The sequence below is a fragment of the Pontibacter flavimaris genome (assembly GCF_001907195.1).
Classification (GTDB): Bacteria; Bacteroidota; Bacteroidia; order Cytophagales; family Hymenobacteraceae; genus Pontibacter; species Pontibacter flavimaris.
Genome location: NZ_LVWA01000012.1, coordinates 152,646 through 176,069 on the forward strand (window position 1 = coordinate 152,646; position 23,424 = coordinate 176,069).

The 23,424-nt window shown below is 54.2% G+C and carries 27 protein-coding genes and 1 tRNA gene; 16 read left to right on the forward strand and 12 right to left on the reverse strand.

Features of this window, described 5'->3' with window-relative positions:
* Position 1 precedes the first annotated feature (1 nt).
* Positions 2 to 574: a crossover junction endodeoxyribonuclease RuvC gene (gene ruvC / locus A3841_RS18275; RefSeq protein WP_073854596.1), complete on the forward strand. Its 573-nt coding sequence runs from the start codon at positions 2 to 4 to the stop codon at positions 572 to 574.
* Positions 575 to 1,269: 695 nt separating this feature from the next.
* On the opposite strand, the gene A3841_RS18280 is transcribed toward ruvC, so the two are convergent.
* From A3841_RS18280 to rsmA, 6 genes are all read right to left on the reverse strand, one after another.
* Entirely contained in the window at positions 1,270 to 1,671 is a 402-nt protein-coding gene (locus A3841_RS18280; protein WP_073854598.1) for an HIT family protein, read from the reverse strand.
* A 3-nt stretch (positions 1,672 to 1,674) separates the two neighbouring features.
* Positions 1,675 to 2,148, reverse strand: coding sequence for a transcription elongation factor GreA (greA, locus tag A3841_RS18285; RefSeq protein WP_073854600.1), 474 nt, complete (start codon positions 2,146 to 2,148; stop codon positions 1,675 to 1,677).
* A 306-nt stretch (positions 2,149 to 2,454) separates the two neighbouring features.
* Complete coding sequence (locus A3841_RS18290; protein ID WP_235861479.1) at positions 2,455 to 3,408, reverse strand: NAD(P)-dependent oxidoreductase; 954 nt, start codon at positions 3,406 to 3,408, stop codon at positions 2,455 to 2,457.
* Positions 3,409 to 3,437: 29 nt separating this feature from the next.
* The gene (locus tag A3841_RS18295) at positions 3,438 to 3,971 is read right to left on the reverse strand and encodes a hypothetical protein (RefSeq protein WP_073854602.1); all 534 of its coding nucleotides are present in this window, start codon (positions 3,969 to 3,971) and stop codon (positions 3,438 to 3,440) included.
* A gap of 9 nt (positions 3,972 to 3,980) precedes the next feature.
* Positions 3,981 to 5,333 carry a magnesium transporter gene (mgtE, locus tag A3841_RS18300; RefSeq protein ID WP_073854604.1) on the reverse strand — a complete coding sequence of 451 codons (1,353 nt, stop codon included), beginning with the start codon at positions 5,331 to 5,333 and terminating at the stop codon, positions 3,981 to 3,983.
* A 1-nt stretch (position 5,334) separates the two neighbouring features.
* Positions 5,335 to 6,120 carry a 16S rRNA (adenine(1518)-N(6)/adenine(1519)-N(6))-dimethyltransferase RsmA gene (rsmA, locus tag A3841_RS18305; RefSeq protein ID WP_073854974.1) on the reverse strand — a complete coding sequence of 262 codons (786 nt, stop codon included), beginning with the start codon at positions 6,118 to 6,120 and terminating at the stop codon, positions 5,335 to 5,337.
* Between the two features lie 156 nt (positions 6,121 to 6,276).
* Between rsmA and A3841_RS18310 the strand changes: the two genes are divergently transcribed.
* The 6 genes from A3841_RS18310 to A3841_RS18335 all read left to right on the forward strand — a co-directional run bounded on the left by A3841_RS18310 (position 6,277) and on the right by A3841_RS18335 (position 11,740).
* Positions 6,277 to 7,710 (forward strand): leucyl aminopeptidase family protein, encoded by a 1,434-nt coding sequence (locus A3841_RS18310; protein ID WP_073854606.1) that lies wholly within the window; start codon positions 6,277 to 6,279, stop codon positions 7,708 to 7,710.
* 6 nt (positions 7,711 to 7,716) lie between these two features.
* Positions 7,717 to 8,739: a 4-hydroxythreonine-4-phosphate dehydrogenase PdxA gene (pdxA, locus tag A3841_RS18315; protein WP_073854608.1), complete on the forward strand. Its 1,023-nt coding sequence runs from the start codon at positions 7,717 to 7,719 to the stop codon at positions 8,737 to 8,739.
* 71 nt (positions 8,740 to 8,810) lie between these two features.
* Positions 8,811 to 9,356, forward strand: coding sequence for a YceD family protein (locus A3841_RS18320; protein WP_073854610.1), 546 nt, complete (start codon positions 8,811 to 8,813; stop codon positions 9,354 to 9,356).
* Positions 9,357 to 9,406: 50 nt separating this feature from the next.
* Positions 9,407 to 9,604, forward strand: coding sequence for a 50S ribosomal protein L32 (gene rpmF, locus A3841_RS18325; protein WP_073854612.1), 198 nt, complete (start codon positions 9,407 to 9,409; stop codon positions 9,602 to 9,604).
* Positions 9,605 to 9,656: 52 nt separating this feature from the next.
* Positions 9,657 to 10,598 carry a phosphate acyltransferase PlsX gene (gene plsX / locus A3841_RS18330; RefSeq protein ID WP_073854614.1) on the forward strand — a complete coding sequence of 314 codons (942 nt, stop codon included), beginning with the start codon at positions 9,657 to 9,659 and terminating at the stop codon, positions 10,596 to 10,598.
* Between the two features lie 143 nt (positions 10,599 to 10,741).
* On the forward strand, positions 10,742 to 11,740 hold the full coding sequence (locus A3841_RS18335; protein WP_073854616.1) for a beta-ketoacyl-ACP synthase III: 999 nt from the start codon (positions 10,742 to 10,744) through the stop codon (positions 11,738 to 11,740).
* 570 nt (positions 11,741 to 12,310) lie between these two features.
* On the opposite strand, the gene A3841_RS18340 is transcribed toward A3841_RS18335, so the two are convergent.
* Together A3841_RS18340 and A3841_RS18345 are read right to left on the reverse strand one after the other, a co-directional pair.
* Positions 12,311 to 13,270 (reverse strand): DPBB and LysM peptidoglycan-binding domain-containing protein, encoded by a 960-nt coding sequence (locus A3841_RS18340; RefSeq protein ID WP_083610427.1) that lies wholly within the window; start codon positions 13,268 to 13,270, stop codon positions 12,311 to 12,313.
* A 6-nt stretch (positions 13,271 to 13,276) separates the two neighbouring features.
* Positions 13,277 to 14,044, reverse strand: coding sequence for a DUF4905 domain-containing protein (locus A3841_RS18345; RefSeq protein ID WP_235861508.1), 768 nt, complete (start codon positions 14,042 to 14,044; stop codon positions 13,277 to 13,279).
* 107 nt (positions 14,045 to 14,151) lie between these two features.
* Between A3841_RS18345 and A3841_RS18350 the strand changes: the two genes are divergently transcribed.
* From A3841_RS18350 to A3841_RS20745, 8 genes are all read left to right on the forward strand, one after another.
* Positions 14,152 to 15,513: an NfeD family protein gene (locus tag A3841_RS18350; protein WP_073854620.1), complete on the forward strand. Its 1,362-nt coding sequence runs from the start codon at positions 14,152 to 14,154 to the stop codon at positions 15,511 to 15,513.
* The gene (locus A3841_RS20435; protein ID WP_170866234.1) at positions 15,510 to 15,623 is read left to right on the forward strand and encodes a lipoprotein; all 114 of its coding nucleotides are present in this window, start codon (positions 15,510 to 15,512) and stop codon (positions 15,621 to 15,623) included. Before A3841_RS18350 ends, A3841_RS20435 begins: the two co-directional genes overlap by 4 nt.
* A 125-nt stretch (positions 15,624 to 15,748) precedes the next feature.
* Positions 15,749 to 16,078 (forward strand): hypothetical protein, encoded by a 330-nt coding sequence (locus tag A3841_RS18355; protein ID WP_073854622.1) that lies wholly within the window; start codon positions 15,749 to 15,751, stop codon positions 16,076 to 16,078.
* A 16-nt stretch (positions 16,079 to 16,094) separates the two neighbouring features.
* The gene (locus A3841_RS18360) at positions 16,095 to 16,436 is read left to right on the forward strand and encodes a hypothetical protein (protein ID WP_073854624.1); all 342 of its coding nucleotides are present in this window, start codon (positions 16,095 to 16,097) and stop codon (positions 16,434 to 16,436) included.
* 228 nt (positions 16,437 to 16,664) lie between these two features.
* The gene (locus tag A3841_RS18365; RefSeq protein WP_073854626.1) at positions 16,665 to 17,366 is read left to right on the forward strand and encodes a DNA alkylation repair protein; all 702 of its coding nucleotides are present in this window, start codon (positions 16,665 to 16,667) and stop codon (positions 17,364 to 17,366) included.
* A gap of 64 nt (positions 17,367 to 17,430) precedes the next feature.
* Entirely contained in the window at positions 17,431 to 18,165 is a 735-nt protein-coding gene (kdsB, locus tag A3841_RS18370) for a 3-deoxy-manno-octulosonate cytidylyltransferase (protein ID WP_073854628.1), read from the forward strand.
* Positions 18,166 to 18,226: 61 nt separating this feature from the next.
* Entirely contained in the window at positions 18,227 to 18,652 is a 426-nt protein-coding gene (locus tag A3841_RS18375; protein ID WP_073854631.1) for a hypothetical protein, read from the forward strand.
* Positions 18,653 to 18,710: 58 nt separating this feature from the next.
* Entirely contained in the window at positions 18,711 to 18,842 is a 132-nt protein-coding gene (locus A3841_RS20745) for a hypothetical protein (RefSeq protein ID WP_262502619.1), read from the forward strand.
* 392 nt (positions 18,843 to 19,234) lie between these two features.
* Here the strand turns inward: A3841_RS20745 and A3841_RS18380 are convergent, their stop codons facing one another.
* From A3841_RS18380 to gap, 4 genes are all read right to left on the reverse strand, one after another.
* Positions 19,235 to 19,582, reverse strand: coding sequence for a translation initiation factor (locus A3841_RS18380; protein WP_073854632.1), 348 nt, complete (start codon positions 19,580 to 19,582; stop codon positions 19,235 to 19,237).
* 84 nt (positions 19,583 to 19,666) lie between these two features.
* The gene (locus A3841_RS18385) at positions 19,667 to 20,548 is read right to left on the reverse strand and encodes a diacylglycerol/lipid kinase family protein (protein ID WP_073854634.1); all 882 of its coding nucleotides are present in this window, start codon (positions 20,546 to 20,548) and stop codon (positions 19,667 to 19,669) included.
* A gap of 111 nt (positions 20,549 to 20,659) precedes the next feature.
* Entirely contained in the window at positions 20,660 to 21,508 is an 849-nt protein-coding gene (locus A3841_RS18390; protein WP_073854636.1) for a universal stress protein, read from the reverse strand.
* Between the two features lie 254 nt (positions 21,509 to 21,762).
* On the reverse strand, positions 21,763 to 22,755 hold the full coding sequence (gene gap, locus A3841_RS18395; RefSeq protein ID WP_073854638.1) for a type I glyceraldehyde-3-phosphate dehydrogenase: 993 nt from the start codon (positions 22,753 to 22,755) through the stop codon (positions 21,763 to 21,765).
* Positions 22,756 to 22,933: 178 nt separating this feature from the next.
* Between gap and A3841_RS18400 the strand changes: the two genes are divergently transcribed.
* Positions 22,934 to 23,005: transfer RNA gene (locus A3841_RS18400), tRNA-Glu, on the forward strand.
* Positions 23,006 to 23,424: the final 419 nt, after the last annotated feature.

The window sequence follows — 23,424 nt, forward strand, 5'->3', positions numbered from 1 at the left end:
TATGGCTTACTCTACTGCACTACCACCCCACAAACTCATCCTTGGCATCGATCCCGGCACACAGGTAATGGGCTACGGCCTGATCGAAGTGACTGGCGCTAAGGTGCAGGTGCTGCAGTTTGGCGTCATCCACCTGAAGAGCTACAGTAACCACGCCATCAAGTTAAAGAAAATTTTTGACCGGATGATACAGCTCATCGACGAGTACCTCCCCGACGAGCTGGCCATCGAGTCGCCTTTCTACGGCACCAACGTGCAGAGCATGCTCAAATTGGGACGCGCGCAGGGGGTAGCCATCGCCGCAGCCCTCTCCCGCGACATCCCTTACGTGGAGTATGCGCCCAAGAAGATCAAGCAGTCCATCACCGGCAACGGGAACGCCTCCAAGGAGCAAGTAGCGGCTATGCTGATGCAGATTCTGAAGATACAGGAAGTGCCGAAGCTGCTGGATGCCACCGACGCCCTGGGCGTGGCGCTCTGCCACCATTACCAGAAAGGCAATAATGCCAAGCAGGGCGGGAAATCCTGGAAGAGTTTTCTGACGGATAACCCGGATCGGTTGGCGGGGAAGTAAGTTTATACTTGCTATAAGCTATTCCTGGCGCAGCCGGGCGCCTGTAGATTTGCCTATTTTAGCCGCTTCCTCTCATGGCGCAAGTCTTCAGACTTGTGTCTTACTATGGTGTCAAGTTTGTAACTTGACTGGCTTGAAGAGCCATACTTTCATACTTGCACGAATTATACTGTACACTTGAGCTATACTTCATTATACTTTCCTAGCTGCTGCTTCCTTCCACTTGAACTAAGCTATACTTACTAGCAACCGCTGATCCTCTAGTTCCCACAAGCCTACTGTTGCATTTCCTGCTTTGGTGCTCTCAAGCCCGAGAGGGCTCCCCGATATGCATCGGGGTAAACTCTCTTTGGTATCGCGCTGTGTTCCCTCCTGCCTCCGCTGCGCTACGGCTGCCCTTGACGGGCACCGGATCTCACAAGGCGCTCAACCCAAGGACTGGGTTCAGATTCGATAGCCACGGTCATTGCTATGGAACAAGTATAAGTCCCCCTTTGAAGGGGGCTGGGGGATGTAATCCTGTGCTGAAAAGCTCCCCTCCTTGGATAAGGAGGGGTTAGGGGTGGTTGGACCCGGCACTAATACCCTCTCCTACTCGGGAGCAGCGATTACTCATCAGATAGAATCCACCAAAACAAAAAGAGCCGGCGCTTCTGCAGCGCCGGCTCTCCCAAATTTCTTTTTCCAGATATCTTCTACAAAGCGTCGTAAGCCTGCTTTATTTTCTGAGCGGTCTCCTCGAACTCCTCTTTGCTGAACTGCTTTTTGTTAGCGAAGTTCATATCCTGCATGCTGTTGAGCGGGATGAGGTGCACGTGGGCGTGCGGCACTTCCAGGCCTACCACGGCTACGCCTATGCGCTCGCAGGGCACTACCTTCTCCACGGCGGCCGCCACTTTCTTGGCGAAGGCCATCAGGCCCAGGTATAGCTCATCGTCGAGGTCGAAGATATAGTCGATCTGCTGCTTCGGTATCACCAGGGTATGGCCCTTGGCGGTCGGGAACACGTCCAGAAAGGCCAGGTAGCGGTCGTCCTCGGCCACCTTGTAGGCCGGTATCTCCCCGTTTACGATCTTGGTGAATAGCGAGGCTTCCATAGTTTAGCGACTGATTTCTAATACTTCAAATTTTATTTTTCCGGCCGGCACCGTGATCTCGGCCACATCGCCTACCGATTTGCCCAGCAGGCCCTTGCCGATCGGCGACTTCACGGAGATCTTCCCTGCTGCCAGGTCGGCCTCCTCCTCGGCTACCAAAGTATAATCAACGACCATGTTGTTCTTCAGGTTCTTGATCTTTACTTTGGAGAGGATCAGCGCCTTGCTGGCGTCCAGGTTCGACTCGTCGATGAGGCGTGCGTTGCCCACAATCTCCTCCATCTTGGAGATCTTCAGTTCCAGGTGTCCCTGGGCGTCTTTGGCGGCATCATACTCGGCGTTCTCGCTCAGGTCGCCCTTATCGCGTGCCTCGGCCAGTTGGCGGGCCACCTCAGAGCGGCCCTTTGTCTTGAGCTCTGCTAACTCGTCTTTCAGCTTTTGCAGCCCTTCAGCAGTGTAATAATTGAACTTGCTCATAATTAGGTTTTCACGTTTTAAAACACAAAAACAAAGAGAACGGTTATGGCCTGCATAACCGTTCTCTTTGCCAAATATGTAAAATTATTTAAATCTTTTCCAGTGAGGCGGCAGGTAAAATAAAGCTGCTTCCCCGTTTAGCATAAGCCTGACTTTTTGCTTTCCTGATCGCCGGAAGGGCTCCTCCCTCACAGCGTAAGTAAAGCAAAGATAAAAATATTTATGATATCCTGCTTAAAATTTTTTCTGTGCTAAAACCGCACCCGTCCTTAGGCTGCCAGCCGATCAGGTAAGTATAAGCAGCTGCTACTTCGCCAGCAGTTGCTGCACTTTCTGCACCAGCACCTCGTTTATCTTTACGTAGGATTCGTGCGTCCAGCCGGCAATGTGGGGGGTTAAAATTACATTCGGCGCTGAGGCCAGGTAGTCGAAATCCTGCTGTTGCTGCGCTGTTAAAGTATGAAGCTTTTCATTTTCCAGCACGTCCAGGGCGGCGCCTTTTATACTTCCCGCTTTTAGGTGCCGCACCAGCGCCTGCTGGTCCACCACATCGCCGCGTGAGGTGTTCAGGAACCAGACCGGTTTGCTGAAGCCACTGAAGAAGGCCTCGTTGGCGAAGGACAGGTTCTCTAGTATGAACGGGATGTGCAGGCTTACGATGTCTGCCTCAGCCTGGAGTTGCTCCAGCGATACGCGCGCCACCGGCCCGCTGATCTTCTCCGGTGCGAAGCGGTCATAGGCCAGCAGGCGGCAACCGAAGCCCGCCAGCGTGCGCGCCAGGCTCTGCCCCATGTTTCCGAAGCCGATAATGCCCACTGTCTTGCCGAAGATCTCCTCGCCACGGTTTTCCTCGCGCAGCCATACTTTCTGCTGCACCTGCCTGTGGCTCCGCGAGATGTTGCGCAACAGCGACACCAGCAGCCCGACAGTAAACTCGCCCACCGCCTGGCTGTTGCCCTCGTTGGCAGCCAGAAGTATAATGCCCCGCTCCTGCAGCGCCAACTGATCGATATTATCCACGCCCGCGCCGGCCCTTGCCACATACTTTAGCTTTTGGGCCAGTTCCAGCGTCTGCGCTGTGATGTGCATCTTGCTCCGCACTATAAGCCCCTCGAAGCCCTGCAGCGCCTCCCGCACCTCCTCCGGCTTTATGCCTGGCCGATAATCGGCCTCCACGCCTATACTTTCCAGCATCGGGAAAATGCTCGGGTGGATCTCGTCGATGATCAGTACTGTGGAAGTGTAGCGTTTTGTAGGCACGGGGTAGTTAAAGTATAATTTGGGTAAATTCAGTTCAGCTTCGCTGTCTTTCCTTTATAGAAAGCCTTCACCTCAGTTCCATTAATAATATGCAAAGTATTTAAAGCATCCCATAATTCAGCCTGGTGGTGTTTGGAGCTAAGGTGAAAAGGGAATTTAAAATTTTGACCTTTAAACGTAAAGGCTAATGAATTATCCACGCCTGCTTGCACAGAGACTGCATAAGCCGATATCCTTTCCTCTCCATCATGATCTAGAACGTTCACTGTCAGATCCATAACTTCATAAAAAGGATAAAAAGCACCATTAATACGTAAACCCTCTCTTTCTATAGTTAAGTATCTTCCTAAGTAGCCGTATAGCTTTTGTTTTCCGCTGTCAAGGTAGAATTGTTGGAAATACATCAGGCCGGCTCCAAAGACGAGAAATGGTATAGAGTACCAGCTATCAGGCCACAAAAGATAAAAAACAATGCCTAACAACATAGATATAATCGCATAGTTTGTCAGATCAGGCTTCTCCCGACCTGAAACATAAACACGCGTTTGAAAAAGAACTGACATGAGCTATATCTATAAGCTATACAGCACATGCGCGATACCAAAGTAAATGGTCAGGCCTAAGAGGTCATTGGCGGTGGTGATGAACGGGCCGGCGGCCACGGCGGGATTGATGCCAAACTTATCCAGGATCATCGGGGTGATGGTGCCCATCAGCGAGGCCAGCATCACCACCGAGAACAGCGCTACCGACACCACCACCGCCAGCGTGAGATCGCTCTTAAACAGGTAGGTGGCCGAGAACACAAGTATGGATATGATGAGTGCGTTGAGCAGGGCCACCAGCACCACCTTAAGCAAACGCTGGGCAATGTTGTCGAAAACCACCTCGTTGGAGGAAAGCGTCTGGATGATGATGGAGGAGGACTGGATACCCACATTCCCGCCCGTGGCCGTGATGAGCGGCACAAACAGGGCAATGGCAGGCAGCATGGCAATGTCATCCTCATAGAAACCCATGAAGTGCGCCGCCAGCAAACCGCCTACCATGCCGATGATCAGCCAGGGCAGGCGGGCACGCGAGATGCGCAGCACGCTGTCGTCTTCCTCCACGCTCTCGGTGATACCGGTCATGAGCTGGCGGCTGAGCTCGGCCTGCTCCTGCATCACGTCCACCACGTCGTCGATGGTGATGCGGCCCAGCAAACGCCCCTGGATGTTAATCACCGGAATGGCTTCCAGGTCGTAGCGCTGCATTACGCTCACTACCTCGCCTTCGTCTTTGTACGACTCTATGGAGATCACGTCCTCGCTGTAGATATCCTTTACCAGCGTATCGTCCTTGGAAAGGAGCAGGCGCTTTACACTGACACGGCCCAGTAGCTTATCGCGATCATCCACCACATATACGGTATAGATGCGGGCCACCCGCTCGGCCTGCCGGCGCACCTCCTCTATACACTGCCGCACGCGCCAGTTCAGGTTTACTTTGATGAGCTCTTTTGCCATCAGACCGCCGGCGCAGTCCTCCTCGTAGTGCAGCAGGTCCAGAATGGCAGCAGTCTGTTCGTCGTTGTCGATGTGGGCGATCACCTCTTCCCGCGTCTGCACCGACTGGTCGTTGAGGATGTCCACCGCGTCGTCGGAGTGCATCAGGTTGATGTAGCGGGCGATCTCCTGGCTTGTGAACTTGTCGAGGAATTCGTTGCGGATGTCCTCGTCGAGGTCGCTCAGGATCTCGGCGCCTATCTCCGGTGGCAGCATGTCCAGGATGTAGCGCGACTCGTTAGCATCCAGCTCGTAGAGCACCGTGATGATATCGGCAGGGTGCATCTCGTCCATGGTACTCAGGATATACTCCCGGTCCTGGCGTGCAATGGCCTCCTCTACCTGCTCAATATACTCACGTGTGATCTCTACCTGCATACTATTGCTTTATGTTCTGCTCTATCAGTTGTGTCAGTTCTACGAAGTCCTGCACCGAAAGCTGCTCGGCGCGTTTGTCGAAAACAGGCAGGGCCTGCACTTGGGGCGGCAAGTTATAACTTCGGAGGGAGTTACGTAGCGTCTTGCGGCGGGTTCCGAAACTTAATTTCACCACCTGGTGGAAAAGCTTCTCGTCGCAGGCCAGCCGCTCCACGTTGTTGCGCACCAGGCTTATCACCGCCGACTTCACCTTCGGCGGCGGGTTAAATACCTTCTCTCCTACCGTGAACTTGTAATCAATCGTATAAAATGCCTGCAGCAGTACGCTCAGGATGCCGTAGGCTTTGGAGCCCGGCGGCGAGGCCAGCCGCTCGGCCACCTCTTTTTGTATCATGCACACCACCTCCGGCACCACATCGCGGTGCTCGAGCACCTTAAAGAAGATTTGGCTCGATATATTATAAGGAAAGTTGCCGATGACAGCGAACTTGCCCGGGAAGAGCGTGCTCAGGTCGGTTTTGAGGAAGTCGGCGGAGATGATGCGGTCGCCGAGCTGCGGGAAGTGCTCCTGCAGGTAGGCGATCGACTCCCGGTCGATGTCCACCACCGTGGTGCGGTACTCCTGGTGCTGCAACAGGTACTGTGTGAGCACGCCCATGCCGGGCCCAATTTCGAGCACGTCCCGCACGCCGCCGGGCAGCGTGAGTTGCTCCACTATCTTTATCGCGATGTTCTGGTCAACCAGGAAATGCTGGCCCAGGTGCTTCTTGGGTCTTACCTTACTCACGTTGTGTTGCTTATGGTTTTGCGGGTACAAAGTATACTTTTCAGCCCGCAGCCGTTATACTTTAATTGAGTACGATTCCGGAAACTGCCGCGGCGGTGCCGTTTTCGTATTACGTTTTATACTTACTATATTGCGCAACAAAGATACGAACGACAGATGCCTACACAACTTAAATACGATACAAGCTTCGCGGGAAACACCGACCTGGCCCTGCTAACGGCGGCCGGCGAGGCGGCACAGCTCCCCGAGCTGCAGCCCGGAGAGCAGGCGTATGTGCAGCAGCAGGTACAGCAGGAGGCCAAAATTATCTTCCTGAACCGCTATACGCACCGCGTGTATGTGGTGGTAGTTCCTGACTGCAAGACCGAGAACGCCCGCAAGGAAGCCATCCGTCAGGCAGGCCATACGTTGCTGAAGCAGCTGAAGGCGGATAAAGTAGCAGACATCACCATACTTGATAAAACAGAAACCGGCGCCGGTTTATACTTGGCCGAAGGCATTTATTTGAGTAACCATACTTTCTTAAAGTATAAAACCAAGGATGCCAAGCCGAGCCCGCTGCAACGTATAACCCTGGCCGATGCGCAGGTAACCGAGCAGCAGGTGCAGGAACTGGCCCATGTACTGGAGGCTGTGGTGCAGGCCCGCGACCTGGTAAACGAACCGCACAGCCACCAGTCGGCTACGCAGTTTAGCGAGCAATTGGTGGAGTTGGGCCAGGAAGCAGGCTTCAAGACAGAGGTGCTCGACGAGCTGCAGATACAGTCGCTGAAGATGGGTGGCCTGCTGGCCGTGAACCAGGGCAGCGAGGAGCCGGCCACCTTCACCATTATGGAGTGGAAACCGCAGAACGCCAAAAACACGAAGCCCTACGTGCTGGTGGGCAAGGGCGTGGTGTATGATACCGGCGGCCTGAGCCTGAAGCCAACACCCAACTCCATGGATTTCATGAAATCTGATATGGCAGGCGCTGCCGCTGTGGCCGGTATACTTTACGCGGTGGCCAAAAACAAGCTGCCGCTGCACGTGATCGGCCTGGTGCCCGCCACCGATAACCGCCCCGGCGGACAGGCTGTGGCCCCCGGCGACGTGATCACGATGTTCAACGGCATGACCGTGGAAGTGCTGAACACCGACGCTGAAGGGCGGCTTATACTTGCCGATGCCCTCTCCTTTGCCAAAAAGTATAATCCGGAGCTGGTGCTGGATTTCGCAACGCTGACCGGTGCCGCGATGCGTGCGATTGGCAAGGAGGCTTCTGTGGCCATGGGCACGGCCGGGGATGAGACCATGAACGCCCTGAGAAAAGCCGGGGAGAACGTACATGAGCGCCTGGTGGAGTTTCCGCTGTGGGACGAGTACAGAAAGCAGATCGAGTCGGATGTGGCGGACCTGAAGAACCTGGGCGGCGCTGATGCGGGCGCCATCACGGCGGGCAAGTTCCTGGAGGAGTTTACCAGCTACCCGTGGGTGCACTTCGACATCGCCGGCACGGCCTACCTGCAGGGCGAGGACTCCTACCGCGGCAAAATGGGCACGGGCACCTGCGTGCGCCTCGTTTACAACTACCTTAGCGCATTGGCACGATAACCACACATGGACAACAAGTATAAAATAAAGCTAGGCATCAGCATCGGCGACACCAACGGCATCGGCCCGGAGGTGATCGTGAAGACCCTGTCTGACAACCGCATCCTCAACTACTGCACACCGGTGATCTACGCCTCTGCGGGGGTACTGAACGCCGTACGCAAGTCGCTGCACTCCGAGCACTTCAATTACCAGCAGGTAGACTCGGCGCAGGCCCTGGCGCCGCGCAAGGTAAACCTGATCTCCTGCTGGGACCACGACCTGGAGCTGAACCCCGGCATGCCCACCCCGGAGTCAGGCAAGGCTTCGCTGGACTCGCTGCTGGCCGCCTCCCGGGATCTGAAGGCTGGTTTACTGGACGGTCTGGTTACGGCCCCTATCAACAAGGACAACATACAGGCTGAGGAGTTTAAGTTTCCGGGCCATACCGAGTTCCTCACCTCCTACTTTGATGCGCCGGAGAGCCTGATGCTGCTGGTGAGCGGCGATTTGCGCGTGGCCACCGTCACCGGGCACATGCCCCTGAAGGATGTATCGGCCAAAATCACCGAGCAGCTGCTTATCCGCAAGCTGACCATCCTGCAACAGTCGCTGCGCACCGACTTCGGTATTCTGAAGCCACGCATTGCCGTGCTGGGCCTCAACCCGCACGCCGGCGAGCAGGGCCTGCTGGGCACCGAGGATATGGAGATCATCCGCCCGACGATTCTGCAGATGAAGGAGCGCGGCCATTTGGTGTTCGGCCCGTTCCCGGCCGATGGCTTTTTTGGCATGCAGCAGTACAAACAGGTAGACGCCGTGCTGGCCATGTACCACGACCAGGGGCTGATTCCGTTTAAAACGCTGGCCTTTGAGAGCGGCGTGAACTACACGGCCGGGCTGCCCATTGTGCGCACCTCGCCCGACCACGGCACGGCCTATGATATTGCAGCAAAGCACATTGCCCATGAAACCTCTTTCCGCGAAGCGCTGTTCCTAGCCTGCGACATTGTGCGCATGCGCCAGCTGGAGGCAAATCCTGCAGTATAATTAAGGCCGGGTATTTTATTTATCAGAATTAAGTTCTAATTTTGCAACCTTGCAATAAAGAGTCGATTGGGGTGAAGAAGCTAAGAGATTACGAAATCGGCATTGCCAAGCTCAGTAACCGGAAACACAAGTATGAGTTTCAGCTGGACGACGCTTTTTTTGAGGAGTTCGGCAAAGACATCATACTTGGCGGTAACATGAAAGCCGATGTGGAGCTGGATAAGACAGAGTCGCTGCTTACCTTCCACTTCGACATTAAGGGCCAGGTGCGCCTGACCTGCGACAGGAGTCTGGAGGAGTTTGACCACCCGCTGGATGTGCAGGCCACGTTCCGCATCAAGTATGGGGACGAGAACGCAGAACTGGCCGACGACCTGTGGCAGATAACGCCCAACACGCAGGCCATCAACATTGCGCAGCACCTGTACGACTACATCGGGCTGGCCCTGCCAATGAAGAAGCTGCACCCACGCTTTGTGGAGGAAGAAGCGGATGAGGAAGAGGACGATCGGGATATCCTGATCTACAGCTCCCGCGACGATTCGGACACAGACGAGGATGAGGACGACGAGGATGACACGGACCCGCGCTGGGACGCCCTCCGAAACCTGAACTAATAGAAATTCAGAAGTATAAAGTATAAACGCAAGTAAATCATTAACTAAAAATGGCACATCCAAAACGTAAGATTTCGAAGACCAGAAGAGATAAGAGAAGAACACATCAGGGTCTCTCTGAAAAAGCCATTGCAATTTGCCCTACCACAGACACGCCACACCTGTTCCACCATGCTTACGTGGTAGACGGCGACCTGTACCACAAAGGCAAACTGGCTATCAAAAATTATACAACTAACGCCCAGTAAGCAGTAGCCTGCTTTAGTTTTAGCTCTGTATAATTTTAACACCCCCTATTAGATGAGAATCGCTTTAGACGCCATGGGCGGTGATTATGCACCCGAAGCAATTGTGAAGGGTGCTATTTTGGCTGCTCAGGAGATAGACGAAGGCACAAGCCTCCTGCTTATTGGCAAGGAGGACGTGGTCAGCAGTCTGCTCAAGGAATATGGTTACACCGGCAACAACATCACAGTTGTAAACGCCAGCCAGGTAATTGAGATGGGGGAACACCCCACCAAGGCCCTGACACAGAAAACCGACTCCAGCATATCCATAGGCTACGGCCTGCTTAAAATGCAGAAAGCCGATGCCTTCTGCAGCGCCGGTAATACCGGGGCCATGCTGGTAGGGTCCATGTTCAGCGTAAAAGCAATTGAGGGTATCCTGAGACCACCTATCGCTAACTTTGTTCCGAAACTAGGCGGCGGGTACGGCATCATGCTGGATGTAGGCGCCAATGCGGACTGCAAGCCCGAGGTGCTGGAGCAGTTCGGCATGCTGGGCTATATCTACGCCAAGTATGTGCTCGAGATCCCAAATCCTAAGGTGGGTCTGATGAACCTGGGGGAGGAAGAAGGCAAGGGCACCACGGTTATCCAGGCGGCTTACCAGCGCCTGAAAGCCAACACAAGCCTCAACTTTATCGGGAACATTGAGGGCCGCGACCTCTTCAACGACAAGGCTGACGTGATTGTGTGCGACGGCTACACCGGCAACATCATCCTGAAAATGGCCGAGTCGATCTACGACATCCTCAACCACAAAGGCATCCACGACCCCTTCTTCGACAAGTTTAACTACGAGGCGGAAGGCGGCAGCCCTATCCTGGGCGTGAACGGAAACGTGGTGATCGGTCATGGTGTTTCCAGCCCTACGGCCGTGAAGCACATGGTGCTGCAGGCCCAGAAAATGGCTTCTACCAAAGTTTGGGAGCGCTTTAAGAAGCACTACAGCGAGTAACATAGCCGGCGCAAGCCCGCAAACGCATTTCATACTTGGCATAATCTGTTAAAAGATTCTTTTTGAAGAAACTGACAGGCTATGCCAAGTTTTTTTTATTAAATTGCCCCACTTAATCTTTATCACCTTAACAGAATTAGCAAATGAGTAAGATTACTGCCGCCATTACCGGTGTAAGTGGCTATGTACCAGATTACGTGCTCACCAACAAGGAGCTCGAGACGATGGTGGAGACCAATGATGAGTGGATCACGTCACGAACAGGTATCAAGGAGAGGCGCATCCTGAAGGGTGAAGACAAGGGTACGTCGCATATTGCGGTGCCGGCGGTAAGGGAACTGCTCAAGAAAACGAATACAAAGCCGGAGGAAGTAGACCTGCTGATCTGCGCCACCACCACCCCGGACATGGTTTTTCCGGCCACAGCCAACCTGATCACGGCTGAGGTGGGCGCGGTGAACGCCTTCGGTTACGACATACAGGCCGCCTGCTCGGGCTTCCTGTTCGCGCTGGCCACTGCCTCCAAATTTGTGGAGTCGGGCCAGTACAAGAAAGTGATTGTGGTGGGGGCTGATAAGATGTCCTCTATCGTGGATTACACCGACCGCACCACCTGCATTATCTTCGGGGATGGCGGCGGCGCCGTGATGCTGGAGCCGAACACGGAGGGGCTGGGCATCCAGGACTCTATCCTGAAGTCGGACGGAACGGGCGCGCAGTACCTCTACATGAAGGCCGGAGGCAGCCGCAGACCGGCTACGCTCGAGACCGTGCAGAACCGGGAGCACTTTGCCTTCCAGGAGGGCCAGCAGGTGTTTAAATTCGCCGTGAAGGGCATGGCCGACGTATCGGCGGAGATCATGGAGCGCAACCACCTGACGGGCGAGGACGTGGCCTGGCTCGTGCCGCACCAGGCAAACAAGCGCATCATCGAGGCAACGGCCAACCGCATGGGCCTTAGCAACGAAAAGGTGATGCTGAACATCCACAAGTATGGCAATACCACCAGCGGCACTATTCCGCTTTGCCTGTGGGAGTATGAGAACCAACTCAAGAAAGGCGATAACATCGTGCTGGCAGCCTTCGGCGGCGGCTTTACCTGGGGCGCCATTTACCTCAAGTGGGCCTATGATCCGAAGTGACGAAAAGTATAAAGTATAAAAGTAAAGGCGGCTCTGTGAAAGGGCCGCCTTTTTCATGTCAGGAGGTGTCGGATAGGGAAAATGAGCATCAGTTTGAAAGTATAATCTGGCCTCTGGCGCCGGTATCTAACCGGTGACGCACTGTGGGAGTGAATCTCCGGACTCGCTTAATGGCTCCCATACTTTCCAATCAACTCAACCTGCAAGAGTATAAACTCAAGTTGCGATTAACCCACCGCTACCCTTCCAGGGAGGGGAATTTTGCGAAAGAGTAGCTGATTCCCCTCCTGGGTGGGGTTAGGGGTGGGTTTACACCTGCACTGCATCAGTAAATCGTAACTTAGATGTATAAGTAGGATCTAGTAGCTAATCAGATGGAGCTATACTTGCCTGCTGTCATAACGTTAAAAATGCAGGCTGCATACTTTCTAACAGCAACCAAAGTATAATACTGTCGGGCTGTGAGCTATACACCTTATTTAAAAGCACAAAAAAGGCGAGCCGGAAAAACCGTACTCGCCTTTTATACTTAATACGTCTACTTGCCTATACCTTATACTTGGCAGATGCTTACGGCATGTAGGAAAGCTCCACTCTGAAACGGGGATCCACAGCGCCAAGCTTCTGGTAGGCCTTCTTAGACAGACGCACCACCACACGCTCGTTCTCGCCCGTTTCCGGCAGCTTCCCGATAACGCGCACATACACCACTTGCCCGTTCATGGCGTTCTTCACCTGCATAATAGTGCCGACAGGGGCCGTTTTGTGCAATGCCAGGTATTTATTCGTATCGTTTGTTTTCGGGTCGATCATCTCGGCCATGCCAGCCTCGATCCTTTTGTTCATACCAGCGGGAGAGGCATCCTCTTCGGGCTCCTCCTCCTCCATCACTCTTTCCTTCGTGGTCACAACCACTGGCGTGGCGTTCACGGGCGCCGGGTTGGCTGGTCCGGCCGAGGCTACGGCGTTGGAGTCCGCCCCTTTCGTCATTTCATCGTCCGGCTCGGGCATGTACAGCGGCTTCTGGGTCGGCGTTGGCTCCCCTACCCCCACAATCAGTTCCTGGCCGATCTCAATGGTGTTGCCCGGCAGCTTGTTCCAGAACCTCAGGTTCTCTACCGAGATGTTGTACATGCGCGATACCGAGTAAAGCGTCTGCTTGGGCTCCACGGTGTGCAGCTTGTTGCCGATGCTGTTCACCGTGTAGGTGCGGTTGCTGGCTGCCGGCGCCGTGTTCTTCGGGGCAGTGGCTGCCAGCGACACAAGGCCGCGCGGAATCAGCACGACCTCCCCTATTTTGATGGCTGTCTGCACCCCCGGGTTGGCCTCCACGATCTGTGCAACCGGAATGCTATACTTTCTGGAGAGAGCATAGAGCGTCTCCTTAGGCTCCACTTTGTGCTGCACGAAGAGCTTCCCGCCCTTGCGCTCCACACCCACCGAGTCGCGTACGGCGGTGAGGTCCAGCGCATTAGCCGAAAAAGAGAGTACAGGCACTGCTACAAGAGAAAGTAATAAAGTTCGTAACATAAGGGGCTAGGCTAAAAGTTGGAAAACCTGTAGAATGTCTTTATTGAGGATGTAATATAATTTGTGGTTAAAGATAAAAAAAGTATCTGAACCAAACCCATTTAAATCACTTGCAATTTTCATCTTTCGGTGCAATTTTCCCTCCAGGTCGAAAACAGCCAGCTCGTTCTGCAGTTTACCCTCCTCACCGGAGGTATAAAAACTCACTACCAGCCAGTTTTGCGTCTCGGCATACTCCAGGGCCTGCACGGGCTGCACCTGCAGCTGCTCCTGCAAGAACGTTTGCACCTGCTCAAAGTATACTTCTCCCTCGCGGTACAGCACCGGGTACAGGCAATGGCCGAGGCGGGTCTGGCTATGACGCGCCACCTCCTCCGCGGCCTGCTGCTGTGTGTAGGTGATGCCTGTGGACTTCCCTGTTTGCGGGTTCAGCGCGAGCAGCGGCAGCTCTGGCTGCTGCGGGTTATAGGCCAATATGCCGGCTGCCGCGATGCCATAGAAAGCCAGCTCCTCCGCCTCCCATACTTTGCCGTAGCCCGCCTCGCTGAAGGCTGCAATGCCTTTGTGCTGGCCCATTTGCCGGTTGCCGTAGCCGTGCACGTACACGTGGCCGTGCTCGGCATCCTCCAGTCCCTGCCACCAGGCCTTCGCCTGCGGCAGGTCCAGCTGCTGCAAAGTATACGTATGGGTGTCGAGGGTATAGAAGCGCGTGAGCAGCAGGTCGGGGTCGCGCACCTCCAGGGCCAGGCAGGCGGTACTGCTGTCGAGGCGCATCCGCCACACAGGGGCCTGAAAATCGTATGTAAAAAGGATTGGTATGATATGCTTGGGGATTTTAGTATCTTATCTGCTGAACCTGATTCTTAACCTGCCGCAAATTTATGGAAATATACCCAAAGCTCCGGTATCTGCCCCGCTACACCCTACTGCTTTTCCTGTTGCTGCCCCTGCTTGCCGCCGCGCAGCAGGCAAGGCCTAAGGTGCTGCTGATGGAGGTGAAGTCGGAGATTGACCCGCGCACCAACCGCTACGTGGAGCTGGCCCTGCAGGAGGCCACGGCCCGCGGGGCAGACCATGTGCTGCTGGAGCTGGACACTTTCGGGGGCGCCCTGAACGATGCCGACGAGATCCGTACGCGCATCCTCGAGTTCCCCAAGCCAGTGTATGTGTTCATTAACAAGGATGCCGCCTCGGCGGGTGCCCTCATCTCCCTGGCCTGCGACAGCATTTACATGGCCCCGGGCGCCAACATCGGCGCCGCCACCGTGGTAGGCGCTGACGGGCAGGCTGCACCGGGCAAGTACCAGAGCTACATGCGCTCCATCATGCGCTCCACGGCAGAGGCCAACGGCCGTAACCCGCACCTGGCGGAAGCTATGGTAGAGGCCAGTGTAGACAGCACCCTTTCTGCCGGGCAGGTACTCAGCCTCACCACATCGGAGGCTATAAAGTATGGCTTTTGTGAGGGCACAGCCACTTCTGTAGACGAGGTGCTGGCGCAACTCAACCTTCAGGATGCGGAGGTGATCCGCTACGAGCTCAGCACCACCGACCGCATCATCTCCTTTTTCCTGAACCCGTTTATCAGCGGCATACTTTTGCTCGTTATAGTGGGCGGTTTATACTTTGAGCTGCAGACGCCGGGTGTGGGTTTCCCGCTCGTTGCCGCCATTGTGGCCGGTATACTTTACCTGGTGCCCTATTACCTCAACGGCCTGGCTGCCAACTGGGAGATCCTGCTGTTTGTGGCCGGCATTATCCTTATCCTGCTGGAGGTGCTCGTCATTCCCGGCTTTGGCATAGCCGGCATCAGCGGCATTTCGCTCACCGTGGTCTCGCTGGTGCTGATGATGGTGAACAACGACCTATTCGACTTTACCTTTGTGCCTTCTGAGAACCTGATGAAAAGCATTGTGGCGGTAGTGGCCGGCATGGTGGGGGCTGCCGTGGTGATCGGGCTGACCTGGAACCACCTGCTCAACAGCCGCTCCATGCGGCATGTGGTGCTGCAAAGCACCTTCCACAGCAACGAAGGCTACCGCTCGGCCAACAACACCGATCACCTGATCGGCAGAACCGGCGTTGCCCATACCCGCATGACCCCCTCCGGCCGCGTGATGATAGACGACACCCTCTACGACGCCCAGGCCCGCGACGGCTTTATCGAGAAAGGGGACGTGGTGCAGGTAATTGACCAGAGCACCTTTGCCCTGCGGGTGAAGAAGATCGAAACCCCGGTATGAAACAACTCTACTTTATACTTGTAGCTGCAGTTATACTTGCCGGTTGCCAGCAGCAGGAGGTTGTCAAAAGCCACGGCATTAATGAAGTACATTTCTCCTCCACCGGTTAGAGCTGCTGTAAAGTATACACCACCTCCGGCTGCCAGGAATTGAACTAACGAAGCTTTTTCGCACTTCCAGCCTCCCCCTTGCAACCCCAACAGCCAAACCGGGCTCTTCTATAAAAGAGACAAGTATGAAACAGACGCTGCTACCCCTGCTGGCAAGTATACTTTTCCTTTGCTCCGGCTGTGAAAAGGAGGAAGATACCTCTGCAACGGTAGAAACCGTGGACGCCACCCTTGTCTGGATGGGGGACTATGCCGTAGATGGCTGCGGCTATATGCTGCGTATAGGGGAAATGGACCATAAGCCGCTCAACGAAGAGGCCATCAGCAGCTCTTATAGGGAAGATTCGCCCACGGAGGTAGAAGTTCGGATTATCAATTTCCACAAAAAAGAGCGGTTTTGCATGGCTGGCATAGAGATCAACACGGTTAAAATTTTGGAACTCCGCAGGCGCTAACCTTAACTTGTAAAGTATGAAACGGATCCTCTTGCCTGCTTTCCTCTTTCTCATCGCCTCCTGCCAGCAAGAGGCGCGGCAGGACGAGTTGACTGAGTTGAACCACAGTGCCGCCGCCACCCTTTACTGGACCGGTGAGATTGCCGCGGATGGCTGTGGCTTTGAGGTAGAAATTGCCGGCAAGCGGTACCTGCCTGAGAACGAGGAGGCCATACCGCACAAGTATAAAGCCCAGGACAGCAGTGGCGTACGGCTAACGTATAGAATACTTCCGGACCCGATCGACCGCCGCTGCGGCATGCTGCCACAGCCACGCGTTCTGCCCGCCGTTCGTATACTTTCGGTAGAGGCGCTCTAGCTATCCTGCATTTTCTCACCGCTGCATGCAACCATTTGGTTTTCCGCAGACTCTGTTAAGTATAGCTTTACCGGTAGTTTATGAAAAAATACCTTTTCCTTGGTCTTTCCATACTTTCCAGCCTCTTGCTGTTCACCTCGCGCGACCCGGAGAGCGAGTAATAGCAGCAACTTTTGCCTAAACCGCTGCTTTGCATTATATTGACAGACAAGCTAGATCCTATCACCCATGACCCTGACCGAAGTAATGCAGCAGCTGGAATCCCTCGGCAACAGCAGCACCAAGAACACCCTCCTCAAACACGGCGCCCGCGAGCCTTTCTTTGGCGTAAGAGTAGGCGACCTAAAGCCGCTGCAGAAGAAAATCAGAAAGAACCATGCCCTCAGCAAGGAGCTTTACAGCACCGGCAACTCCGATGCCATGTACCTGGCCGGCCTCATCGCCGACGAGAAAGCCATGACCAGAGAAGACCTCCAGGAGTGGGTGCAAAAGGCCTATTGGTACTACCTGAGCGAGCATGCCGTAGCCGGGGTGGCGGCCGAGTCGGATTACGGATGGGAGTTAGCCTTGCAGTGGATAGAATCGCCTGAAGAAAGTATAGCCGCCGCCGGCTGGGCCACCGTCATCCATCTGCTAAGTATAAAACCGGATGAAGAGCTCGACCTGCCCCACCTGCAGCGGCTGCTTAAACGCGTAGCCGACACCCTGCAGCAGCAACCCAACCGCGTGCGCTATACTATGAATGGTTTTGTGATTGCCGCCGCTACCTTTGTGCCCCAGCTAGCAGAGCAGGCCAAAACCGTAGCCAGGCAAGTGGGCAAAGTGCAGGTAGATATGGGCGGAACAGCCTGCAAGGTGCCGGACGCGCTTGCCTACATAGAGAAAGTGGAACAACGGCCGAGGGGGAAAAAGAAAACTGCCCGCTGCTAAACCCTTCCCGCTGGATAAATGGCCATACTTGTGTACCTTTGAGTTCATCCCAAACCTCAGAAGTATGGAAGTACTCGGCATCATCCCGGCGCGCTACGCCAGCACCCGTTTCCCGGGCAAACCCCTCACCGACATCCAAGGCAAGAGTATGATCCAGCGGGTGTACGAGCAGGCGAAGAAATCGAGCCTGGCGGAGGTGATAGTAGCCACGGACGATACCCGCATTCTGGATCACGTGCAGGGCTTTGGCGGCAAGGCCGTGATGACGGGCAGCCAGCACCAGAGCGGCACCGACCGTTGCTTTGAGGCCTACAAGCTCCACAACCAGCCTTACGAGTACATCATCAACATTCAGGGCGATGAGCCTTTTATACATCCGGAGCAGATAGACCTGGTGGCGCGTTGCTTCGAAAGACCACAGACGCAGCTGGCCACGCTGGTAAAAAAGGTGGAGACGGCCGAGGAGCTTTTTAATGTGAATTCGCCGAAAGTGGTGCTGAACCAGTCCAGGGAGGCCTTATACTTTAGCCGGCAGCCCATCCCCTACTGCCGCAACGTGCCCAGCGATATCTGGCACAAGCAGCACACCTACTACAAGCACATTGGCATCTACGGCTACCGCGCCGATATCCTGGAGCAGATCACGCAACTGCCGCCCTCCGCGCTGGAGCTGGCCGAGTCGCTGGAGCAGTTGCGCTGGCTGGAGCACGGCTTCCGCATCACCACGGCCCTCACCCACCACGAAACCATCGGCATCGACACCCCCGAGGACTTGGAGCGGGTAATGAATAATGAGTAATGATGAATTAATAATTAATAATTAATAATTAATCATTAGTCATTAATCACTACTCATTAAAATGCGGAATTATACTTTGATGCGCTTCGTGCGGCTGAACCTATACTTCTTTGCGATGTACTTCGTGCTGACGGCGATCTGGTATGGCCTGAGCGGAAAGTTCTCTGACATGAGCACGGGTATGTTGTTGCAGGAGATCGCGTTCAACGCCGCCGTTTTCTCGCTGCTCTTTAGCATCACCATGCTGATTTTGTACCGCCGCACCAGGCTGCGCGTGCCGGTGAACAAGTATACTTCCAAGCAGCTGCAACAACGCCTGGAGGAGATCGGCTTCGTGAAAGCCAGCGAGCCAAAGCAGCCGCTGCAGGTGTACAAGCCTACCCCTCCTAAAGCCTCCGCCCTTGCCGGAAACCTTTTCGTGCAGCAAACCACCAACTTCTACCTGCTGGAGGGCCCGAAGAAATACCTGGGGAAGTTGGAGAGTTAATAAGTTTGGGAGTTTAAGAGTTTAGGAGTTGGAGAGTTGATAGCGCGAGTGTCCGCTTGTGCCTTTAGCAGCAGCAGCACAGGCAGCAAGTATAGGAGCAGTTGATTTATACTTTGTGCTATACCTTATACTTTGGCTGCAGCTGGTTTATACTTTAGTAGTGACTGTCGGAAGTATAGCTGAGCCATGACTTTGTAACTTTTTCCGCCATTGTTGGTGTTATCACCGACGATTTATACTTCTGCAGATTTTGTGAGCGAGCTTTGCATGCTTTTTAATCGAAGTATAAAACTCAAGTTGCGATTAACCCACCCCTGCCCCTCCGAGGAGGGGAATTTCGCAAAAGAGTAGATGATTCCCCTCCTGGGAGGGGTTAGGGGTGGGTTTACACCTGCACTTCATGAGTAGATCGCAACTTGGATTATAAAGTATAGACGAAGTCTTCGCATCCTTGCTTTTAAAGCAAAGCTTAACAAACTGTTGCCAAACGTAGCTGCAAGTTATGCTACGGCTAAACTGGCGGCAGAACCCACCACTTTCTAACTTTCTAACCTTCTAACTCTCTAACTTTCTAACTCCAAATCATCCTCCCGCTTTCTTGGCTTTGTAGCCGGCGGTTAGCAGCACCTGCAGGGCTTTGTCGCGGAAGTCGCCCTGGATGAGGATTTCGCCGTCTTTGGCGGAGCCACCTACGCCGCACTTGCTCTTGATCATTTTGCCCAGTTCTTTCAGGTCGTCCTCGGTGCCCACGAAGCCGGTGATCAGCGTTACCTGCTTGCCGCCGCGGGCTTTCTTGTCGAGCATGACTTTCAGGTTCTGCTGCTGCGGGGGCAGCGTTTCCTGCGCCTGGCCCTGCTCGTAGTCGTAGTTAAAGTCCTGGTTGGTGGAGTAAACCACCCCTTGCCGGCCCTTCTTATTTTTATCGCTCATCGCTCTTTTTAATTAAATAATTATGAATGACTAATGATTACTCATTTCCCATTATTCATTCCTGATTACGCATTCGTAATTATACTACGGCACCAGCACCTTCAGCGAGAGCGGCAGCATCTTCACCTCGAACTCGCTGGCCTTGCCCAAGTACTCGCCGTCGGCATGGTACATCATCTCCTCCTCTGCCTCTACAGTTACTCGTTCCGTTTTAAAGTACTCGGCACTGTCGGCGTTGGCCAGTTGTTTGGTGAGCATGCAGTAGCTCAGGTTCAGGGCTTTCACCAGGTCCAGGCGCCGCACCAGGCACACGTCCAGCAGGCCGTCCCGTATGTCGGCGGCTGGCGCGATGTAGGCGTTGTTGCCATACTGCGCGGCGTTGGCAAAGGCCATCACAAAGCAGTCGGTATCCAGGGTGTTGCCATTTATACTTGCTATCACGGGTAAGTGCCGGTAGTTGCGCACTTCTTTCATCACCAGTTCCACATAGGTCTGCAGCCCGCGCTTTTTATTGCCGGCAAACACCGAGCTGATGTAAGCATCGAAGCCGATGCCGGCGGTGGTGAAGAACGGATGCCCGTTTATCTGGCCGCTGTCGATGGTGGTCGTTTTCCCCTTGTTGATCACGCGCAGGGCCCCTTCGAGCCCCATGGGTATCCCCAGGTGGCGCGCCAGTCCGTTCCCGGAGCCCTTCGGCAGTATGGCGAGCGCCGTCTCGGTATGCAGCAAGCCGCGGGCCACCTCGTTCATGGTGCCGTCGCCGCCTACCGCCACCACGATCTCCACTCCCTCCCCCGCAGCTGCACGTGCCAGCTCAGGCGCATGCCCGGCCCGCTCCGTGAACACCACACTGTGGTCATACTTCCGGCGGTCGAGGTGCTCCTGAATGCGGGCCTCCACATCTACGCGGCTGCTGGTGCCAGAGGTCGGGTTTATGATAAAGCGGATTTTGGTACGTGTACTCATAAGTATGGGCGATGGCCTTGCGCACAAAATTACCTTTTTCGGGCGGTAATAAAAAAAGCCTGACGCTATAGGGCATCAGGCTTTGGGTAGGTATAGGTATATTTTATACTTCTACTTCAGCTGCACAGTCAGCACCGGGATGCGGGTGTGGTTCACCAAGTCCTCGGCTATACTTCCGCTAAGCAGGTGCGAGAGGCCGGTTCTGCCGTGGGTGGCCATCATGATCATGTCCGCGCGGATGTCGTTGGCGAAGTGCAGGATACCGTCTTCCTCCATCACATCGTTGTACACATTGATGGTGTAGTTCTGCAGGCCATACTTCTGGGCGGTGTACTCCAGCTTCTGCTGCACGTTGGCGCTCGACTCAAAGGCCCCGGGCGTGTTGATGTACACCAGGTGGATGCGCGACCCGAAGATCTGCTGAAACTCCTTGAACCTGTCCATGGCTCCGCGGATCTCCCGCCTGAAGTCAGAGGCCAGCACGATCTCGCGCGGGTCAAAGTCCTGGAGGCGGCTTTTCACCGTCAGCACAGGACACTCGGAGGTGCGCACCACTTTCTCGGTATTAGAACCAATCAGGAACTCATCCAGCCCGCTGGAGCCCTTGGAGCCCATCACCACCAGGTCTACCGCATCCTCTTTTATCGTTCTCCTGATCTTGTTTATCGGGCGGTCCACATCCACCTCCTGCACCACTTCCACTCCCTCGTGCGGTACCGTGCGCAGCAGCTCGCTCATCTTGTGCTTGGTGCTTTCGAGCAGGCGCAGCATAAATACCTGCTCCATGCCATTAGAGCCCGTCGTTGCCTCGCCAGTGGTGTTGAAGCTAGAGTTATAAGGCATTTCCACCACGTGCAGCAGCTTAATGGCGGCGCCGGTGCGGCGTGCTATGGAAATGGCAACTTCGTAGGCATTGCGCGCCTCCTCCGAAAAATCAGTGGGTACTAGAATCCTTCTCATGTTTAGTGCGGTTTAGATGGATGTTTTCATATTCTCTTGAAGTATAGCCTCTGTTTCGACCGGCAGCATAACCGAGCGGCAGCGGCAGAAAGAATCCTCATACTTCAGGTATAAAAGTATAGCGTTTGCTTAATATAAACTATGACCTTCGTCATTTTATACTCTGTTGCCTGGTATGTTGTTCAGCAGGCTTCCAAAAAAAGGGCCACCCCGCAGCGGGGAAGCCCTTTTTATACTTTAAAGTGCAGCTAAGCTTAGCCGATGCGCGTGATCAGGTCGGCGGCGCGGTTTGAGTAACCAGCCTCGTTATCGTACCAGCCTATCACTTTTACCAGCGTCTCGTTGGCAGAAGTCATCTCGGCGTCGAAGATACAGGAGTGCGTGTTACCAATGATGTCGATAGACACGATCGGGTCCTCGGTGTACTCCATTATACCCTTCATCTCGTTCTCAGCGGCCTTCTTCATGGCTGCGTTGATCTCCTCTTTCGTAGCCGGCTTCTTCAGGATGCAGGTCAGGTCGGTCAGGGAACCATCCGGAATAGGAACGCGCATGGCCACGCCATCCAGCTTGCCCTTCAGGTGGGGCATCACCAGGCCAACGGCCTTAGCGGCGCCTGTAGAGGTAGGCACGATGGAGTAAGCGGCTGCACGGGCACGGCGCAGATCCTTGTGTGGCGCGTCCTGCAGGTTTTGGTCTGCTGTGTACGCGTGTACCGTTGTGATGTAGCCCTTCTCAATGCCGAAAGCATCGTCCAGCACCTTCGCCATCGGCGCAAGGCAGTTAGTGGTACAGGATGCGTTGGAAACGATTCTTTCATCACCAGTCAGCACTTCCTCGTTCACGCCCAGCACTACCGTTTTCACATTGCCCTTAGCAGGAGCAGAGATAACCACCTTTCTGGCACCAGCCTCCAGGTGAGCACCGGCGCTCACATCATCCACAAAACGGCCGGTAGACTCCAGCACAACGTCCACGCCCAGCTTGCCCCAAGGCAGGTTTTTCGGCTCGCGCTCTGCCGTGATCTTAATTTCTCTTCCGTTCACGATGATGCCACCCTCAGAGGCCTCTACCGTTCCGTTAAATCTGCCGTGTACAGAATCATACTTCAGCAGGTGTGCCAGTGTTTTAGTATCTGTCAGGTCGTTAATGGCAACTACCTCTACGTTCTCTTTTTGAAGCAGAGCCTTAAAAGTAAGTCTGCCGATTCGGCCGAAGCCGTTAATTGCAACTTTAATTTTAGACATGGTATCTAGTTATGAGAGTTATGTTAATGCTGCTAAGTTACGATTTACGCTAGAGTAAAACCAACATTTTTTTCCATCCTGGCCCTTAGTAGCTTACGCAGGAAAGCAGAAAATATTTGCCGTAAGTTTTTGGATATACAGAAACACCCGCTATATTTGCACCACAATCAGACAGAACGGCCCGTTCGTCTAGGGGTTAGGACGCCAGATTTTCATTCTGGTAACAGGGGTTCGATTCCCCTACGGGCTACAAAAAGCCGCTCCAGGTAAAACTGGAGCGGCTTTTTTTGTTTTGTGAATATTCTCCCCTTCCGATTCTCAGCTTTCCAATACCTCATTAGCCAAGCCCTTATTTAAAATAAATATCGGATAGAACATTGGCCAAGCTGAGCGATATGAAGTCAGAACTTCGGTCATTCTCACTGCACACCAGCATTTTCAGGCGCCCCAGCAGCAGATCCAATTTTACATCGTGATGGTTGCCTTCCAGCGCCGGGAGTCTGATGTGCTGCACTACATCAGGGTACGTGAACACCTCATTTCCCCACGCGCATTCAAGGTATCTGGGGTAGAGAAGATAGTGAATGAATTGAATTTCAGCGTACCCTACATTGACATCTACACTAGTACCATGCTCATAAGAATTGCATTTCAACAAATTGATTGTCA

Coding starts and splice junctions, on each gene's coding strand:
- ruvC (WP_073854596.1), top strand. CDS start 2: ATGGCTTACTCTACTGCACTACCACCCCACAAACTCATCCTTGGCATC.
- A3841_RS18280 (WP_073854598.1), bottom strand. CDS start 1,671: ATGGAAGCCTCGCTATTCACCAAGATCGTAAACGGGGAGATACCGGCC.
- greA (WP_073854600.1), bottom strand. CDS start 2,148: ATGAGCAAGTTCAATTATTACACTGCTGAAGGGCTGCAAAAGCTGAAA.
- A3841_RS18295 (WP_073854602.1), bottom strand. CDS start 3,971: ATGTCAGTTCTTTTTCAAACGCGTGTTTATGTTTCAGGTCGGGAGAAG.
- mgtE (WP_073854604.1), bottom strand. CDS start 5,333: ATGCAGGTAGAGATCACACGTGAGTATATTGAGCAGGTAGAGGAGGCC.
- A3841_RS18310 (WP_073854606.1), top strand. CDS start 6,277: ATGCCTACACAACTTAAATACGATACAAGCTTCGCGGGAAACACCGAC.
- pdxA (WP_073854608.1), top strand. CDS start 7,717: ATGGACAACAAGTATAAAATAAAGCTAGGCATCAGCATCGGCGACACC.
- rpmF (WP_073854612.1), top strand. CDS start 9,407: ATGGCACATCCAAAACGTAAGATTTCGAAGACCAGAAGAGATAAGAGA.
- plsX (WP_073854614.1), top strand. CDS start 9,657: ATGAGAATCGCTTTAGACGCCATGGGCGGTGATTATGCACCCGAAGCA.
- A3841_RS18335 (WP_073854616.1), top strand. CDS start 10,742: ATGAGTAAGATTACTGCCGCCATTACCGGTGTAAGTGGCTATGTACCA.
- A3841_RS18340 (WP_083610427.1), bottom strand. CDS start 13,270: ATGTTACGAACTTTATTACTTTCTCTTGTAGCAGTGCCTGTACTCTCT.
- A3841_RS18345 (WP_235861508.1), bottom strand. CDS start 14,044: ATGCGCCTCGACAGCAGTACCGCCTGCCTGGCCCTGGAGGTGCGCGAC.
- A3841_RS18350 (WP_073854620.1), top strand. CDS start 14,152: ATGGAAATATACCCAAAGCTCCGGTATCTGCCCCGCTACACCCTACTG.
- A3841_RS20435 (WP_170866234.1), top strand. CDS start 15,510: ATGAAACAACTCTACTTTATACTTGTAGCTGCAGTTATACTTGCCGGT.
- A3841_RS18355 (WP_073854622.1), top strand. CDS start 15,749: ATGAAACAGACGCTGCTACCCCTGCTGGCAAGTATACTTTTCCTTTGC.
- A3841_RS18360 (WP_073854624.1), top strand. CDS start 16,095: ATGAAACGGATCCTCTTGCCTGCTTTCCTCTTTCTCATCGCCTCCTGC.
- A3841_RS18365 (WP_073854626.1), top strand. CDS start 16,665: ATGACCCTGACCGAAGTAATGCAGCAGCTGGAATCCCTCGGCAACAGC.
- kdsB (WP_073854628.1), top strand. CDS start 17,431: ATGGAAGTACTCGGCATCATCCCGGCGCGCTACGCCAGCACCCGTTTC.
- A3841_RS18375 (WP_073854631.1), top strand. CDS start 18,227: ATGCGGAATTATACTTTGATGCGCTTCGTGCGGCTGAACCTATACTTC.
- A3841_RS18380 (WP_073854632.1), bottom strand. CDS start 19,582: ATGAGCGATAAAAATAAGAAGGGCCGGCAAGGGGTGGTTTACTCCACC.
- A3841_RS18385 (WP_073854634.1), bottom strand. CDS start 20,548: ATGAGTACACGTACCAAAATCCGCTTTATCATAAACCCGACCTCTGGC.
- A3841_RS18390 (WP_073854636.1), bottom strand. CDS start 21,508: ATGAGAAGGATTCTAGTACCCACTGATTTTTCGGAGGAGGCGCGCAAT.
- gap (WP_073854638.1), bottom strand. CDS start 22,755: ATGTCTAAAATTAAAGTTGCAATTAACGGCTTCGGCCGAATCGGCAGA.